A 19,544-nucleotide genomic window follows, 5' to 3' on the forward strand; every position below is an offset into this window, starting at 1 on the left:
AGCCCCCCTTTTTTTTTGTTAAGATATGTGGATCTTAATAAAAACTATTCGATAGGCTCTAAAACAACTCGAACCACATTCGATTTCTTGCCTACTTCTTTTCCGTCGTAAATATAGTAGGCGTAATATTCTCTTATTTCCACCTCTTTATTGCTAATTCTGCCACGAGTATCATCAAAAGAAGAACGATTTACAGTAGTTTCAAAATTGTATTCTCCATCGTTAGTTTTAGAGTATAGCTTTATGCCGTCCATTGGCTTTTTCTGATATGTAATACGAGGTACACCAGCTATTGGTTCAACTTTTAATTTTGGCCTTTTGTTGTTGGTTTCCTCAGTCTTTTTTTCATTTAGCAGACCCAATTCTCTTTTTACATTTTCAGGAATAGTAGGGTCTGAATCGATCTCATTTTTATAATTACGAAGCGATTTGTTGCATGTGCTTTTGCTACCAGTAAGCTCTTGGCGCTTATTGCGAGCTGTTTGTAAACATTCATTTTTCTCTTTCCGTAATTGTTCTACCTCTTGTAGTTCCGCAATTAAGGCCTCGGTAGCCTCTTTGGGTAAGATGCCCTGTTCTACATAAGCAGGAGCCTTTTCAATGAAATTTTCTGTTTTTTCAGAATATTCTTCTTCCGATGAACTGATAAAACTTTTAACCGTTGTAATAATAGTAAGTATAAAACTCATGATGATTCTTTTTAAAATTTGTAAATATTAAGTGTCTATATTAAAGCTAGAAAACTTGCCAAGAAAAAACACGGAAAAATATATTTTTTATTGATCATCAGGTCGAAAGGCCAGTGTTTTCAATGCTTTCAGAAATCAATAAATTATTAATGTATGATTGATATTAGGATGAATTTGAATTTACAAACTCAAAAATATTGATTAAGTTTAATAATAAAAAAGCCTAAAACAAGAGATACACAAGGATTTAACTCTAGCATAAGATTGGGTAATGTGCAGATTGTTAGTTATTAAAGTGTATTGAGTGGGAAACTGTCAAAAATTAAGGTTTAGCTTGATAAATAATTTTATGGCTATATAATATACAAGGAGTAAAATGCTGTATGATACAAATAGTAGGCAAATTAAAAAGTTTTGTATTCTGTTACAAAAGTTATACATGTAAATAGAAATCAATTAAAATCTAACAATTTAGAGTTTGTAAACAGCCCATATTAGTTTGTAAATTGCTCATATTAGTTTGTAAATCGCCCATATCAGTTTAAAAACAGGGCAAATCAGTTTTAAAACAGCTCAAATCAGTTAAAAAACAGCCCATATTAGTTTGTAAATTGCTCATATTGCTTTGTAAATTATCCAAATTAAACAGATTCCACATCAGAATGAACTGTTTTGCTTGGCCAAAAAATTAACCGTGAAAGAATAAAAATGGTGCTAATATCGAACCAGGTTTATCCAGAATAATTACTGTTTACTTCTGGATAGTTTTTTTTATATTTACATACTGTTCATCCCATTAAGAACAAAATTATTCTACTACATGATCAACGCTTTGCACAATTACATCGGTTTTCTTCACGAAACAGCTTGGATAATAGTTATGGAGACCGATATCTAGTATATCAAGAAAGATTAGAGCATAAAAAAAGCGACACACGCCGCTTTAAATGTTTTCACAACGGAAGAATACTTGGAAAGAGCGATGTTAAAGTTGTAATTCAACACATCAAAGATACATTTTGTAAGAAAATTTATTTCAATGTGATATTGATTTCTTTATCCACAACTGGAACTTTTCAATTGCGAATTTTTGGCACTTTATGCTTGCACCTGTCCATATTGTATTTTCTAGCATATAATCGGAAAGAAAATAATCAAGCTGAACTCGATTAAAAATATTTTTTGTTAAAATTGTTTCTATGATAAAGGCTAGCCATTTAAAAACAGCTAGCCTTTCTTTTTACAATTCTATCTCTTTGTATTTTTCAACATATTTATCAAATACTTTATAAGCTTTGAGTTTTTTTATGTGCTCATAGTTTTGTAAATCATCGTATTTACGTACTAATATTTGTGCAAACGGGTTATTCTCATAATTAGAATTGCCTAGTTTTTGTCTGTGTTCGTTTAAATAATATTCGTACATCGTTTCGGGTTTTATACCGCTTTCAATAGCTACATCATGAAATTTGTATATGCTATCCTCTCTATCTACATCATCGGTATAGTATCGAATATAATCGTAGAATTCTTGAAAATAAGGATAAGCTTTTTTATAAGCCGTTAGATATAATAAATGTTTAAAGTAGTTAAAGTTGAAGTGATAAACACTGTTGATTACCTCATAATATTCAAAATGAGAAAAATCGTATAATTTACTTAATACAAGCTTGTCAAGCTCTTCAACAGACAGTTTGCTGTCTAAATATTGATAGAAATAATCAGTACACTCTTGAGCTTCGGCTCTGCGTGCAAGTTTTTCTTCTTGGTTCATTTGCCAAATACTTTTCTCACCGTCTATTTTACGAGCAAAATATTTTAAAAGAATATCTTTAATGTGGTACTCACATAGTCGAGAATATTCTTTACAAGATTTAATATCGTTGGCACGTTTTAAGAAAGTCTGTCTGTTTTCAATATCTAAATAAAATATAGAGTCTTTTATTGCCTGCTTGCGTGCTTTCTCTCTTGCAGCAAATAATGGCGATTCATCTTCGTCAACTTCATCTGCATAACAATACTCATTTAAAAGTGTATTGTAGATGTCTTTTAAAAAGTTTCCTTCTTTAATTTCTCTTCGTCTTGAATCTTGAAATTGCTTTTGGCAAATGAAAATTTTAAAGGCTATTATGTATTTTTGATCAATTTTAAGATCAATCAATAAATCTTCAAAATGATTAAACTCTTCAAATTCTATTTCTCTAGAGTAGTAATCGTTTCTAAAATCTTTAAATGCTCCATATAATGTTTTAACAGGAGCAGTTTTTAAGATCAGATTAAACATTCTTAGTAGCTGTTTTTGAAACGGAGTAGGAGCTACTTTGGCAACATATAGTAGAGATGTTATAGCCAATGTGGCAGAATCGGATTGAAAAATAATGTTTTTTCTATTTTTTAGCTCTTCAAGAGTATCATTTAGTTCATCATCTTCAAAAAGAAGTAAATCGTCAACTACTTTTAGCATGTCTTCTTCAGATGGCGCACTAGCAGGTTTACCCGGTTTAAAAGATTGCATAATCTTTTTTTCTTCCTCGTTAAGCGAATCCATTCCTCCCTTCATTAATTTTTCTATAATTTCTCTAGGTGGAGCTTTAGGTTTTGGTCCCTCCACATATTCAAATATGCAGTTTATAACATCGCTTATCTCTTGTTTGTTTTTTTTAGAGTGTTGTATTCTTCGTGAGGTTTCTTTAATTCGCCATTTAAGAGTTGTAAAGATATTTTCTTGGTAGAATTCAATTACTCGTCTAAGATGAGGACAATTTAGATTAGACAGATCCTGCATTTCTGCATAAATAATGTAGGCAATACAAATTAATTGAGATCCTCTTGCATATTTTTGTTGTTGCAATTCTGGCGAAACAGCTAAAATATCCGGATCGTGTGCATGAATAGATTGTTCAATTAATGAGTCTAGTAATTTTGTAAATACCTCTGGATTCTTTTTATATAAACGATGAATGTTTCTTAGCTTAATTAAACCTATATTACGTGTGAAGCTTGAATTAAGTTCCAAAAGCATTCTTTGCATTATTTCGTCATCGCTAAGCTGGCCAATAGAGAATTTTTCAACAAGTTCATCTTCACTCATCAACTCCAGATTCTCACATATTAATTCAATTTCATCAGGAGTAATTAGCTTTGTACCTGTGAGTTTTATTAATACCTCTAGTGTTCTTATTGCTTTTTGCTTGTTTCTATATTCGTCTTGATCTTCTAAATCGTAGCTATCAGCATTAAGATAAGCAGCTGTAAATCCATCAAGAATATCTACAAGAGTAACATCTTGATTAAGATCCTTAGACAACTTCATATCGCCCGATCCATAATACTCTAAACGCTTGTATAGCTTTAGTTTCTTTTGATAGGCAAGTTTACGTATGTTTATTTTTTCAAGCTCATCAATAATTTCTGCTTGTTCGCCAGTTTCAATATAGTTTAAAATCTGAGCACCATTTTCAAATCCATCTAAATAAAAGCTATTGTTAATTTCATGATCCAGGTAAGCTTCATACTCTGCAAAGAACGGATCGCTTGTAACTTGGCTTAGAGTTTCATCTCCATACGATCCTATTTTTTGAAAGTAGTATTGATTACGTGGTATGTCTTTAATTGCTTCAAAGATTGCATTATTAATTTCTGTAATTTCATCTTCAAGTCGATTACCATGAATTTTAAAATTATCAAAATCGTCTTTAACAAAGTCTAAGTTTAAATCCTTATAACTTTCTCCATGATTGTCATAAGCATCTAATTCAATAATATTATCATAGATTTCTGTTAGTTTTTCAATAATATCATACAGAAAGGTTCTATCATCTTCATAATCGGCATTTATTTCTTGCGGATACTTTATAAAAGATTCTAGAAGATATTTTTTATAGAGATTGTACTTTTCTTTATCCTCAAGTAAGGCTTTAAAAAGATTTATCTCTGCACCATCATACTCCGAGAAGCAATAGTATAGCTCGTTAAATTTGTTGTAGGCAAACATTTTAATAATGTCGTTGCTAAAGCCATACTTATTGAATAAGAACAGTAAATGTCCAGAAACATGATACTTTATCTGATTATAATCGCTACTACGAGAAATAAACTCACCTGTTAAATAAAGATATGATGGATTTTTAAGAGCTAATACAACCAGTATGCTTATTCCAAAGTAAGCATCGCTAGAGAAGAATAATTCGTTAGAAGAGTCTACTTTAATTGAATATTCCACTAACTCTTTACAAAATTCAATTATAAACTCTTCTAAGCCATTTTCTAAAGCATGTTGAAATACTACAATATGAGAATAGTTTGTGTAAAAGTCCTGTCTGTTTAATTGTTCAAACGTTAATCTAGAAAGATTATCCATTTGCTCTTGGCTAGGATCATTTGGATTTAAGAACCTAGAGTACTCCTTTATATCATCAATCTTTAAAAGATCAGAGTTTTCAAATAAGTTTTTGTTTGTAGGCACAAAAGCAGGAACCAAGTCTATTACCTGTCCTGTTTTATATGCACTTTGCATATCGGCTCTAAATTCTATAAGAGCTTGTTCTATTGAGGCTTTGTTTTTTATGTCTACCTTAATGGTTTTTTGTGTCATAAATGCTGATAATTAACGAAAAAAATAAGGAGCAATTTATTTGCTCCTAGAAAAACAATGTATATGTTACAATCTATCCTTAAATTATGAGTAAACTTGACTTTGAATTCAATTTACTTATTTATCGAACTGAGCTTATTAATTTTTGTCAACGTTTTTTTAGCTTGTATATTATTGATAATTAATAAATGTAGAGAAAAGCATTGCTTACTATTCATAAAATGCAGTCCCATAAAACTTGTCAAATATACATATTTATGCATATTGAACTAAACGATAAAGAAGAGAATGTTTTTAAGTACCTTAATGTTAGGCTTGAGTTGTGCAAAAAATATTTTTAATTTGGTAAAGAATAAAAACAGAAAAAAGATCTATGGATAGTAAAAAACAGAATGTTAAAGATAAGTCCGGAATTTGTGTAGTTATCAACATAAAGTAAGCTGATTTTTTCTTGTATCTTAAGTGTGTTCAAACGAAAAGAGATACAAAATGAATACCAGTTTTCTATATCATAGTTTTGGTTTAACTAACCAAAGTGTTCTTCATATAGAATACAAAAATGGATCAAGATAAACAGGAAAAGCAAAAACTGGATAAAATATTAGAGCTCAATAAACCTCTTGCAATTGCTTATTCTTTAAAGCAAGAGGCTATTTCAATCAATTGAAATAGCCTCTTACTTTAAATAAAATATGATGTTGGTAGTAGTTTATTCAGCATCTTCAAGGTGATCCATCCAGATTTTGTTAATCTCGTTGTAATCGCCTAAACCTTTCATTACCGTATTAACAGTGTAACCTTTTCCTTCTAATCTCTCTTTCCAAGATTGTTCTGCAGGATCAGTTTCACCAGTGTTACCATTCATATCGTTATTTGCATGATCACCAGCAATAGACATTAATGGAGTAATGGTAACTTTGGTCGCTTTTGGAGAAAGTTTATCCAATTCGGCAAGAATACCGCCTATTGAAGTTGTTCCTGCATCGAAACCAATCCCTTCTACAGTACCCACAAAGAAGTTAGCATTGATTTTTTGAAGTTCATTTTGAAGTTTTAAATACTGAGCATCTGCTGCATGTGGAGTACCGTGACCCATAAACAATACTGGACCTTCAGTAATTTCAGTGGCAAATTTATCAGCCATAATTTCAGCAACAGCTTTAATATCAGCATCGCTATCTAACAATGGACGACCAACTTTAACCGTTACACCTTCATATTTGGCTTTAAATTCAGCAATTGCCTCTTCCAATTCATCAAACTCTTCACCTGGGATCACATGTAAAGATTGAACATCGAATTTAGAAAAACCATCTTTAAACATGATTTCCAATGCTTCTTCTGGAGTATCATTGTCGATAATTTTACCATTCAATGATCCTTCACCATTACCTTGACGCAATTTGTTGATGATAAGGTCTGAGGTATAACCCCATTTGATCGTTTTATCAGCAAATCTTTTTTTAGCTACATTGTCAATGTTCTTGAATGTTTCTTGTGGGTCAGGGAATGAAGATCCAAAAGTTACCAATAGGATACCATCTTTGTCACCTAGAGTGTTTTTGTCATCATTGTCGTCGTCACTACATCCAGTGAATACCATTGCTAATGCGCATAAAGCGATAGCTGATTTCTTGATTAGATTCATTTTTCTTTTGTTTTTGTTAATTTGATTTTATTGATAATTCCCAAAGGAATTTTAATTTATTTGCTAAAGTTTACATTCAATCCAACAAAGAGTGTTCTTCCCGGATTTAAGGTTCCGTAATGTGAACCATAGGGTCTGTCATCCACATAATCAAACAGGTTGTCGATTCCTGCAGTGATGCGAATTTTGAAGTTCTCCCATTTGTTAATGCTGAGGCTCGAGGAGAGTTTCCATAGTTGGTAAGCATCAGCATAACTTCTCTCCAAATCTTCTTCCAAATAGAAACGATCTGATTTGTAAACCCCAGATAAATTGATATTTAATCTCTTCTTGTTCCATCTTTCTGTCCAGGATAATTTCCAGGTGGCGCTATGTTCTGATATTCCATTTAACCTGATGTCCTGTGTTAAGTTCTTTGCACTCACATAGCTGTAGCTACCATTGAATAATAGTTGAGAAAATACCGGAAAGCTAAAATGCCAATCAACCCCTATAGTTCTTGCATCATCTATATTGTAACGCTTTTTGGTTTCCTCAATTCCTCTACGTGCATGATCGTATGTAGTTGGAATGATCTTATAATCGATTTTGTCGTAGATTCTATTCAGATATATATTTAGGCCTGTTTTAAACTTGTTGGCCTTAAACTCACTTGATATAGAAAAGTAGTGTGATTTTTGAGCTTTCAAGTCTTCATTACCAAGATATAGGCGATACATGCCCATGCGGTTGCTTTCGTAGTAATAGTATAACTCTTTTAAAGTAGGACTTTTAAAACCATTAGAGTAGGTGAATCTATGAGTGAATTTAGATTCTTTGTACATCATGCTTAGTTTTGGAGTTGCTGAGAATCCTGTTTTATCATGGTAAAGAGCTCTAAGACCAGCTACCAAATCTAATTTTTTACTTAGCTTCATTTCATCCTGAACATACAAAGAGTATGTATAGGCATTAACTTTAGGTGTGGTTAACCTGTATCTTGCTTCAAGATATTCGCCTCTAAGCTCAGTTCCAAAACTTAGTTTGTTCTTATCGTTGATGTTAAAGACCCCTTTAATCTGCGAAATTACATTTACCACATCCGAATTTTTAAATCGGTCTCCCGGATAATAAGTTTTCTTAATTACATCGGTACTGGTAATATAGCTTTCGTTGTATTTGTAGGGATATTCGGTGTAATACAAGTAATTGTTTACATCAAAATTGAAACTTAGGAAGTTTTTATTTTTTAACTTGTATTGGCCACCAAATGAAATAGCCCTGTTATTGTAATAGTAATTGTGCATTTGTGCTCTGAAAGGAAAATACAAGGTTTTTTCGTACCAGGACAGATCCATATTTAAACTTAACTTTTGGTTCACCTCATATTCAAAAAACTGGCTAATCGTATATGCCTTACTTTTATTTACAGGCTTGTAGTAGGTATGAACCAAAAATGGCAAATCGTGATTGGATTCCCACTTGTTATTAAACTTCATGGAATTCAATTGATATCCGGCTTTTTGCTTGTAGTTGAAAGTAGTTTTACCAGATAATTTACCTTTACTGAATGTGAAAGAGTTCAGTTGTTTAAAATCTCCGTAAGCACCTAGACGAGAACTGCTGTTTGCAGATAGTTTCCCTTTTACTTTTTTGGTTATGATATTGATTACTCCAGCTATGGCATCGGATCCATATAGGGTAGAGGAAGCACCTTTTACCACTTCAATTTGCTCAATGTCTGCTGAGTTGATTCTGTTTAAATCAGCATATCCACCAACACCGCCAGTTAATCTTTTGCCATTCAAAAGGATCAATACATAGTCTTTGCCCAAACCATTAATTTTGATATTGGAACCCATGGAGCTGGTGGTATAATCAATAGAAGAGGAGATACCCGAAATGATTTCTTCTACATTTCTGCCCGAAATATCAGCAATATCATCTTTGGTAATGATTTCTGTTTGAACAGGTACATTATCAATTTTGTAATGGGTTCCGGTACCCGTAACAACGATAGGAGAAATGGTAAAAGATTTTGGCTGCAATCCAATATTGAAATTTTTGGAAGCATTTAACTCAATTTCCTGGCTGAACTTTTCGTACCCAAGAACGGAAACACAAAGGCGGTATTTGCCTTTTGCAATGTTGGTTAAGGAATACTGCCCACTATTTTGTGTAGTTGTTGTGTTTAGACTATCTAGATAGACGTAAGCAAAATCAATTCCTTCCTTGGTGTTTTTGTTGTACACCTTGCCATTTAGGCTAAAACTTTGTGAGAATGCAGAAAAACATACTACCTGCATTAACATCATGCAAAAAATCTTATGCATAGTAAAAACATACTAATGCATTCCTGGAATATATGAGGTGAATGAAATCAGAAAATATACTCAAATCATCATTAACTTCTTTTCCCGGAAGCAATAATTAAACAATATCTCCTGGCAGGTTTCCTGACTTTCCCGATTCTCAACTCCTTCCCATCCCTAAAGGACAGTGGATTTTGACTGTTGAGAACGAATTAATATCCATGGACATTAACGAGATTTACAGTAGCGGGTACTGTTCCGGATTTACACCGGATTCCCTTTTAACTCCTTTTGCTGAATGCAAACGGAGCACCAAAAGCTTTGCAAATGTATTCTTTTTTATTGATTATAAAATGTAGGGACTTGTTTTTGTCGCATGTTAATCAACATGTCTAGAATTGAAAAAAAACATTGATACAATAAGTTTTTGTTAATCAGTCTTTTTCTAAATCTTATAATTGTCAGGTAAATTGATGGGAAGTGATTGGTTTGATATGATCATATGTTATCTAACTAATTTGGATTCCGTTTAATGATCTCATTTATAATATTTATCAAAATTCATTTTAAACATTACTTTTGTATTCAATTTCTTCGTGATGGACATGATTTTCTGTCTGTAATCATTTGTGAGTTAATACGTTTGGTGTTTTAAATTATCTTGGATCAATGAATTTTCGTAACAAATCTATCATTTGGGTTGGTTCCATTATTGTTGTTGCTTTTGCAATAACTGCCTATTTTATTGGTGAAAAAATGACTCAATCCACTCGAAAGATGAGTGTAGACTTGGCTTTAGCTAAGGCGAATAATAGCTTACTAATTGTTGAAACTGAAATTGAAAAAATTTGCAGGCAAGCTGAACTTTTTACGGATGCAGTGGAAGAATTTGCTTATGGTCAAGAAATCCCTTTGATTAAAGAGATACTACAATCAGATTTAATTGAAAGTTCAGAAATATCTGCTCGTTGGTTTATTAGAGTAGACGAGAAAGATAAGGTAAGTGGGATTGTTTTAGAAAAATCTGCTGATTCTATTCTGGTAAAATCTACTTCTCCTATTCATGAAAAAATACTTTGGGATCAACTGAAAAATTTAAAAGGTACGGTTTTAACTCAGCCTTACAAAAACGATCATGGTAAGGAACTCATCAGTATTTTAACACCGGTAATTGTAAATTCACATATTAACGGAATCATAGGTTTTGATATAGATCTGAGAAAGTTTCAGCAGGTGTTCTATGATAATAAATCGCTAAGAAGAGCATATGTTAGTATCATTTCGAAAAATGGTATTTGTATTACACACCCTGATGAAGATTTGATTGGAAAGCAGGTAGCAAATCATCAGGATTCCAGTGTTATGCACCTGGCTTTGCGTTCGGGAGAAAAGCAACAGAAGGAAGTAATATCAGAATATTTAAACCTTCCTGTAATGAGGGTATATAAACCCATTCGAATTGCAAATGGCGATGATTATTGGCTCATAACGGTTAGTGTTCCTTTGTTTAACGTGAAGGAATCGGTAATTGAAATGCGCAATTTGGTATTTCTAATTGGATTGGTTCTGGCTCTTTTGCTTATGGTTTTTCTCTATTTTTCTCAGCGCCGTTGGCTTTATGAGTCTACCAAAAGGAGAAGAGCGGAAAAACGCCATTTGAATGAGGTAAGCAAATTGTCTTCTATTATGGATAGTACCGATCAAATTATGATTTTTTCAGTAGGTCACGATTACAAGTATACTAGTTTTAATACCGTGCATAAAGAGGAGGTATTGGAATTTGAAAATGAAATCATTAAGGAGGGGAAGAGTATTTTGGATGCGTACTATGGAGATTTTCGCATCAAAATGAAAATGTATTTGGATAGAGCTTTAGGTGGAGAACACTTTTTAGTAGAATACCAGCGTCATGGAATAGATTATCAGCAAATATTTAATGCCATTTCGGATGCGGATGGTAAAGTTGTTGGGGTAGCAAGTTTTAAAGTTGATATCAGTGAAACCTTACAGTTGAGGAAAAAAGCACAAGAGGAAGAAGAGGAGAAGGTAAAGGCTCAGTTAAAGAATATCAAAAATCAAATTAATCCACATTTCCTTTTTAATTCCTTAAACTCATTGTATGCCTTGGTAGATGGGGAGCCTAAATTGGCTCGTAAGTTCATTGTGAATTTATCGAAGGTGTATCGATATCTGTTAGACAGTAACAACAGTAATTTGATTCAACTGAAACAGGAAATGGATTTTATAAAGCAATACGTTTTTTTACAAAGAATCCGTTTTGGTGAAAATCTAATACTGGAATATGATATCCCTGAGGAGGCAATGCAATATAAACTGCCATCTGTAAGTATTCAATCATTGGTTGAGAATGCCATCAAACACAATGTTATTACCAGCGATAAGCCACTTACCATTCGAATAAAGGTTACCCAGGAAAATTATCTTTTGGTTGAAAACCCTTATCAGCCACGTACCGATTTAAATCATTCACCAGGAACAGGACTGAAAAACCTTGATGCTTTGTACTCTTTCCTTGGCGATAGAAGACCGTATTACGGCATTGAGAAGGAACATTTTATTGCAAAGTTGCCTTTGTTTTAACAAATCCATTGACTGCCTGAATCCATTCGTACCATTTTTTTTGTCTTTCACTCCCCAATATTTCGGATTCACTCCTTTCTTTTTCCTTGTGAGTTCGAAATAATTCACTTTTGTTTCGAATTCTTGCTTGGAGCTGCTAATGCAGTAGCAATAATGAATGCGAAACAACAAATATGAGGAGGTCATCAGTGTTTTGTTGATCTCTTTGAAACAAATCATTATAAATGAATTTAAATACAATTACACCTACTAAGTCGATTGGGAAGCTGATGATAATAGCTTGCATTCTGGGGGGCATGCATGCTAATTCTTTAGCATCAGAGATCCATTCGACTTCTCCTGAAGATGGAATCTTTAATTTTTGGAAAAAGAAGAAGAAAGAAACAAAAGTGGATTCTACCACAAGCAGTAAATCTAAATCAGATTTAAAAGCTTATGGAGAAGTAATCACATCTGATGCTCACACAAAACAGGGTGTCATCAACATCCACCGTGTAAAGAAAGATTACTATTTCGAAATTGCTGACTCTTTAATGGGACGCGATTTTCTTTTAGTGAATAAGATTTCAAAGGTTCCTTCTCAAGTGAACGAATTGGGTTTGAACAAGGGGATCAACTACCAAAACCTATTAATTCGCTTTGAAGCAGATACCCTGGAAGAGAAAATCTGGGTGAAGACTTACCATCCTTATTACGAAGGAAAAGAAGGGGATGCAATTACTCAATCGGTAAAAGACAATTACATTCCTTCAGTTCGAGAAGCTTTCGAATTGGCTTGTGTTGGAAAAGATTCTACATCCTATGTTTTTAAAGTAAACAAGGTGTTTGATGGATCTGAAAAGAGTTTGAATGATTTATTTGGAGTATTGGGAATGCCTGGTAGTGCTATTAAATCATTGTCTAAAATTAGTGCAGCAAAAAGTTTTCCTGAGAATGTGATCATGAAATCACTTTTGACCACTAAGGCGGAAGGGATTACTGTTTCGATAGAGGTGACTTCTAATATTGTACTGTTGGCCGAAGAACCAATGAAGCCTCGTTTTGCAGATAGAAGAATCGGCTACTTTACGACAAAGCATTTCTATTATAAAGATGATCAGCAAGCTGTTGAGAATCGTGAATTTGTAAACCGTTGGAGACTGGAGCCTAAAAAAGAGGATGTAGAAAAGTATTTGGCTGGTGAATTGGTAGAACCTAAAAAGCAAATTGTATACTATATCGATCCGTCAACTCCACCACAATGGAGACAAGCCATTAAAGACGGAATTACAGATTGGCAAGCAGCTTTTGAGCAAGCAGGTTTCAAGAATGCCATTATTGCTAAAGATGCACCTGTAGATGATCCTGATTTTGATGGTGATGATGTTCGTTTTTCAATGATTACTTATGCAGCATCAAGCCAGGCGAATGCTATGGGACCTTCTGTTGTTGATCCTCGTTCGGGTGAAATTATTGAAGCAGATGTAATTTGGTGGCACAATGTAATGACCGCTCTTCATTCATGGATTAGAATTCAAACAGGAAGCATTGATCCTAAAGCGAGAGATAACAAATTTACAGATGAACATATGGCTCATGCCATTCGTTTTGTTTCTTCTCATGAGATTGGTCACACTCTTGGATTGATGCATAACATGGGAGCTTCATATGCTTTCCCGGTTGATTCATTAAGATCAAAGACTTTTACGAAGAGAATGGGAGGTACAGCACCATCTATTATGGATTATGCTCGTTTCAATTACGTGGCTCAACCTAATGATGGTGTAAAAAACATCACCCCACAAATTGGGGTGTATGATAAATATGCCATTGCATGGGCATACCGTTGGATCGATAAGAATACTCCTTGGGATGAGTTGCAAGTATTGGGCAATATGATTCGTAAACATGAAAACGATCCCTTGTACCATTACGGACCTCAGCAATCTGGCAAGAATACAATTGACCCTTCGGCACAAAGTGAAGACCTGGGTGACAACTCAATGAAAGCAGGTCGTTATGGATTGAAAAATTTGAAGCGAATTGTTCCTGAAGTAGAAAAATGGACTTATGAAGAAGGCGTAAGCTATGAAAAGGCAGGTAAAATGATGATGGGAGTGATCGGACAATGGTTTACCTATGCCAATCATGTAATTGCAAACATTGGTGGTATCTATTTGGATCAACCAGTTTATGGTGAAAACAAAGCAGCATATGCTCATGTTGAAAAAGCCAAGCAAAAGGATGCAGTTCAATACATCATTGATGAAGTTGTTAAAAATCCTGAATGGATTACCAATGCTGAGATCTATAAAAAAACATATCCAATTCGTGAATCAGTTATCGGTAACATTGAGTATGCACCAACAACACTATTCAGAGATTTGAATTCTCAGCTTTTCTTTTCAATTCTTAAAGATGAGCGATTGCAAAGAATGTTGCAAAACGAAGCGATGAATGGTAAGAAGGCTTACTCCGTAACCGAAATGATGAAAGATCTTCATAATGGTGTTTTTGCAAAAACCATTAAGCGCCAAAAGCTGGATGTCTTTACACGTCAGATGCAGAAAAACTTTGTGGACAACTTAATCATTACCCACAACAAAACCATGGTAAAGACTACCAAGAAAACACTACATGACAATCACAATCATTGTGGTTGTGGGCATCACAATCGCATGCCAATGCTTTGCGATTATGCAGTGAAAAGTAAGGATATGTTTGACAATGGCAGTGAAGTAGAGGATATGGAAAGCAAGTATGCCGACAGAAATATTTTCTATGCCACGAGCGGCAGGGTATCAGATGTGGTTTCAGTGAAACGAGGGGAGCTGATGAGAATACGAGATCTGCTTAGAAATAGAGTAACAATTTATGATGAAGCTACCAAGTTTCATTATCAAGATTTACTTCTTCGAATTGAAGAAGCCCTTAATATACATCGATAATTAGTTAGTGCAGGTTGGGAGAGTTTAACTTCTCCTTACCTGTTTTTTCGTATAAAATAACCATTAATTAATAACCAATAAAAAACAAAAGTTTATGAGAAGAATGTTAACCTTGCTTTTGATCTTATTGCCTGCATTTGTTTGGGCACAGGAGATGAAGCTGATTAAGGGAAAGGTGCTTTCTGAGAGTGATGGCGATGTTCTGATTGGTGCTTCGGTTTATATCGACAAAGCAACAATTGGTGCTGAAACTGGAATGAAGGGAATTATTGAAAACATTAGCTTGGGAACCATTACAGATTTCGATGGAAACTTTAGCCTTGAAGTTCCTAAACAATTAAATACCATTTCATGTAGCTTTTTGGGTTTTGAAACTCAAGTGGTAGACATTAAAGGGAAATCTTTCGTTACCATTAAATTGGGTGAATCAACCAGTGAATTGGGAGAGGTTATCGTTACAGGTTACCAAAAAATTGAAAAACGAAAAGTAACTTCAGCAGTTGTTAAAGTAAATGCTGATAACATCCAACAGGCAGGGGTAGTAAGTGTTGACCATATGCTTAGTGGACAATTAGCTGGTGTTACTGCTGTTACTCAGAATGGTGCTCCTGGTGCTCCTGCTAAAATTCGCATTCGTGGTACGGTATCACTTTCTGGTTCACAAGATCCTCTATGGGTTGTTGATGGCATGCCTTTGGAAGGAAATGATGTTCCTGATTTTAGCGACAAAGACAATATCGACCAATTGTACAATTCTTCGATTGCAGGTTTTAATCCATCAGACATTGCTGACATTACGATTTTGAAAGATGCTGCTGCAACTGCGATTTATGGTGCTCGTGCTGCAAATGGTGTAATTGTAGTAACTACCAAAAATGGTAAACAAGGAAGTATGAGAGTTAGTTTTTCCTCAAATACCACTTTTACCCAACGACCTGATCTAAGTCAATTAAATTTGCTTAATTCTAATCAGAAAGTAGATTTGGAATTAGGTTTGGCAGCTCGAACCGATTATTCATATAGAAACGGTAATGGTGGGGTTGCTAGAATATTAGACCAGTATAACGATAGACAGAATTATTTAGATAATGGATTCTCAGGCATCTCCAATAATGCACAAGCAGATATTAATGCCTTAAGAGCTATTAATACTAATTGGGAAGATTTATTGTATCAAACTGCCGTAAACCAGGATCAGAGTTTAAGTGTTTCTGGCGGAAATGAATTTGCCACATATTATTTTTCTGCAGGATATCACGGAGAAAAAGGTACTACCATTGGAACCTCATTAGATAGAATCAATTTGACTTCAAAAATAAGATTGAAATTAAATGAGAAGATGAACTTTGGTGCAGCTGTTTTTCTTTCACAACGTAAGACAAAGGGGTACCTAACAGGCTCAGATTTATTTACAAATCCTGCTTACTATTCAAGAACAGTAAATCCTTATCAAAAAGTGTTCAATGCTGATGGTTCATATGCATATGATAGAGAAACAACCGGAGCACTTGGAACACCACTCGATTTTAATATAATTGAAGAGCGTAGGAATACGTCTAATGAGTTGACCTCAAGAAATATTAATGCAATTTTCGACTTTGATTATAAAATTAGTAAGGGAGTGAAGTATTCTACTCAATTGGGTATACAAACTGAGGATAGAAGAACAGAGCAAATTGCGACAAAAGATTCTTACATTGGAAGAAGAACTAAGCACAATAGTAGATATACAGGTAAGAATGATAAAGGTGAGGATGTTACGCTTTATGATATCAATGAAGGTTTTATAAAAGTATGGGATGCAGATTTTTTCCAGTATAACTTAAAGAATATCATTGAGGTTAATAAAAGCATTAATGAAGATCATGAGTTTGATTTGATGCTAGGAAATGAAATACGTGCCAATGAAACAACTACGATCTATTCTGCCAATTATGCATTTGATAGATCTTCTAACAGTTCAGTAGCAATTGATTTTCATAATGCTGATGCCGCTAAAAGATTTAAGGGCTTTAATAAAAGTTTTGTGAAAAATACATTTGCATCATTCTTTTCTACTTTATCTTATTCTTACAAGCATAAGTATACATTATTTGGAAGTATTAGATACGATGGATCTAATTTGTTTGGAGTAGATAAAAAGTATAAGTATCAGCCATTATGGGCATTGAGTGGATCATGGAATGCAACTGAGGAGGAATTTCTAAAAAATGTAACTTGGTTGAATAGCTTGAAATTTAGAGCATCATATGGTTTGCAAGGTAATGTTGATAAAAGCACTTCTACCAATTTGATTGGAAATAAAGCTAGAGTGGAGATTTTACCTGGAATGGTTGAGGAGGTATTAAGAGTAGATAATCCACAAAACCCTTACTTGCGTTGGGAGAAAACCAGAACGTATAATGCAGGATTTGATGTTGCGATTTTCAAAAATGCAATTCGTGCAAGTGTAGATTTTTATCACAGAAAAAGTACAGATTTGATTAACTTGCGCGCCTTACCATTAGAAAATGGTTTCAACTTTGCACCAATAAACTGGGCCGCAGTTACCAATAAAGGGTTTGAAATTGGTATTTCAACCAGAAACATTTATAACAAAGATTTTGAATGGACTACAAACTTTAATATTTCAAGAAATATTGACAAAGTTGATAATATTCAAGTTCGTAACGATAGTTGGTTTCCTTCTGGAGTAGGTCGTCCTGTAAATGCCCTTTATGTGTTAAAAACTGATGGTTTGGATGAGAATGGAATGCCTGTTTTTGTGAAGGATGGTAAAAAAATGAATCTTCAGGAATTTGCAGGTATTGAATTGAAATGGGGTTTTTGGCCAACACCCACACTTTCACCAAAAGAGTTCAGAGAATTGTTTACTTATGCAGGAAGTGCTGATCCAAAATTTAGTGGGGGTATTATTAATACATTCAAATATAAAAACTTTGATTTGAGTATTGCTTGTAACTTTAACTTAGGTCAGAAAGTAAGAATTACTCCTCCTTATAACATGACAGAGTACGATCGAGCATTAAATACTACAACAGATATCTTAAATGCTTGGACACCAGAAAATACAAATACACATTTACCTCGCCTAATTGGCGCATCTACTGCAGATGGAGCTGTATCTGTTGAGCATCAATTGTATTCTAATAATGATCCGATTAATTATTTAAAGTATTTGGATATATGGATTAAAGAGATGAATTATTTGAGATGTACCAATATTCGCTTGGGTTACAGCTTCCCAAAACACATTTTGGAGAAAGTAAATTTATCGAGTGCTAGATTAAGTGTAGAGGCGCGCAATCCATTCGTAATCTCAAATAATTATGATGGTTATTTCGACCCGGAAACTTTTGGTAATATTTATGCACAGCCTATCGCCAAATCATATTCTATTGGTATTAATGTTGGTTTCTAAAATTACAATCATGAAAATATTAAAAAACTGTTTATATATATTAATGGCAGGAATATCTCTAACATCATGTGATGATTTTTTAGATGTTAAACCTGCTGATAAAGTGATTCCTGAAACTTATGAGGATTACAGAAAACTTCAAACGGGAGCTCACGAAGTTGGTTTAATTGATAGATCTAGATCTACCATCTTTACTGATGAAACTATTTTGGATGAATGGGGGGCTGAAGCAGAAGAGTTTCAGGATTATTATTTGTGGAAAACTGTGTTAGGTTCAAAAGCAAGAGCATTACCTTATCAGCAATTCTTTAAAGTAATTTTCTTTGAAAATGAAATTATTGCTCAGGCTGCTAATATGAAAGAAGGAAGTAAGGAAGAGATCGATCAATTGGTTGCAGAAGCTTACTTTATGAGAGCTTATATGCATTTTAATCTTTTAAATATGTATGCTAAGCCATATAATAAAGCAACTGCTTCAACGGACAATGGAGTGCCTATAGTAACTGAAATTGATATTGAACAAGCTTTTCCTGTAAGTACGGTTGAGGAGGTGTATACTCAGATATTATCAGATGTGGATAGTACTTTAAAGTACATTAATATAGATGAATATGGGAAAGGCTTAAATTATCGTGTTTCTAAAATTGCTACTTATGGTATTAAGTCTCGTATGCATTTGTATAGAGGAGAATATTTACTGGCTAAGAATGCAGCATTGGAAGCTTTAAAAATTAACGATCAGTTGGTTGATTTAAATATGGAAGATGCCACTATGCCATATCACTATACCTCGATTGAAAATGTTTTTGCTGCCGAACAAACATTTGATAATATTCTAAACTTTAATGTAAAAGTTTCTAATGAATTAATTTCCAAGTACAATGCGAAAGATTTAAGATTATCAAAATATTACTCAAGTAGTTGGGGTTCATATTCAGTAAATAAGGGTAGAGTACCAACTCATAAATGTAGTTTGCGAATTTCGGAATTGTATTTAATACTTGCAGAGAGTGAGGCGCAATTGAATGTGGATTTAGCTAAAGCAAAAGAGTATTTAAATACTTTAAAGAAAAATCGTTTGGAAGCTGATTTTTATGTGATAGAAGAGAGTAGAATTAATGCAATGAATCAAGACGATTTGATTGATGAAATTGCAGACGAACGTTTCCGTGAGTTGGCATTCGAAGGTCATCGTTGGTATGATTTAAGAAGAACAACTCAGCAAAGCATAACTCATAATTTTGGTGGAGAAACAGAAGTGTTAAAGCAGGGAGATCCTCGTTACACAATATCTTTCCCTCAGGAAGCAATAGACAATAATCCTAATTTGAGAGATTAGGACCGAGTAGCATATCATTTGAATCAAAAATTGG

8 protein-coding genes and 1 riboswitch are annotated in these 19,544 nt (G+C 33.8%); of the genes, 4 read left to right on the top strand and 4 right to left on the bottom strand.

Annotated features, from left to right (window positions below; all coding sequences use genetic code 11):
* Positions 1-44: 44 nt before the first annotated feature.
* From BXY64_RS16820 to BXY64_RS16835, 4 genes are all read right to left on the bottom strand, one after another.
* Complete coding sequence (locus BXY64_RS16820; protein WP_120241152.1) at positions 45-689, bottom strand: hypothetical protein; 645 nt, start codon at positions 687-689, stop codon at positions 45-47.
* Between the two features lie 1,240 nt (positions 690-1,929).
* Positions 1,930-5,283 (bottom strand): hypothetical protein, encoded by a 3,354-nt coding sequence (locus BXY64_RS16825; RefSeq protein ID WP_120241153.1) that lies wholly within the window; start codon positions 5,281-5,283, stop codon positions 1,930-1,932.
* Between the two features lie 709 nt (positions 5,284-5,992).
* Positions 5,993-6,931 carry a sirohydrochlorin cobaltochelatase gene (locus BXY64_RS16830; RefSeq protein ID WP_120241154.1) on the bottom strand — a complete coding sequence of 313 codons (939 nt, stop codon included), beginning with the start codon at positions 6,929-6,931 and terminating at the stop codon, positions 5,993-5,995.
* 56 nt (positions 6,932-6,987) lie between these two features.
* Positions 6,988-9,243, bottom strand: a complete 2,256-nt coding sequence (locus tag BXY64_RS16835; RefSeq protein WP_120241155.1) for a TonB-dependent receptor — start codon at positions 9,241-9,243, stop codon at positions 6,988-6,990.
* A gap of 96 nt (positions 9,244-9,339) precedes the next feature.
* Positions 9,340-9,554, bottom strand: a riboswitch (cobalamin riboswitch).
* 337 nt (positions 9,555-9,891) lie between these two features.
* Here BXY64_RS16835 and BXY64_RS16840 point away from each other — a divergent pair.
* The 4 genes from BXY64_RS16840 (at position 9,892) to BXY64_RS16855 (ending at position 19,510) form a co-directional block, all read left to right on the top strand.
* Positions 9,892-11,823, top strand: a complete 1,932-nt coding sequence (locus BXY64_RS16840) for a histidine kinase (RefSeq protein WP_120241156.1) — start codon at positions 9,892-9,894, stop codon at positions 11,821-11,823.
* A gap of 224 nt (positions 11,824-12,047) precedes the next feature.
* The gene (locus tag BXY64_RS16845; protein ID WP_120241157.1) at positions 12,048-14,750 is read left to right on the top strand and encodes a zinc-dependent metalloprotease; all 2,703 of its coding nucleotides are present in this window, start codon (positions 12,048-12,050) and stop codon (positions 14,748-14,750) included.
* A 94-nt stretch (positions 14,751-14,844) separates the two neighbouring features.
* A complete protein-coding gene (locus BXY64_RS16850; RefSeq protein WP_120241158.1) occupies positions 14,845-18,171 on the top strand; it encodes a SusC/RagA family TonB-linked outer membrane protein in 3,327 nt (1,108 codons plus the stop codon).
* Positions 18,172-18,181: 10 nt separating this feature from the next.
* Complete coding sequence (locus BXY64_RS16855) at positions 18,182-19,510, top strand: RagB/SusD family nutrient uptake outer membrane protein (protein ID WP_170150693.1); 1,329 nt, start codon at positions 18,182-18,184, stop codon at positions 19,508-19,510.
* Positions 19,511-19,544: the final 34 nt, after the last annotated feature.

Origin of the sequence: Marinifilum flexuosum, from assembly GCF_003610555.1 — a bacterium.
GTDB lineage: Bacteria > Bacteroidota > Bacteroidia > Bacteroidales > Marinifilaceae > Marinifilum > Marinifilum flexuosum.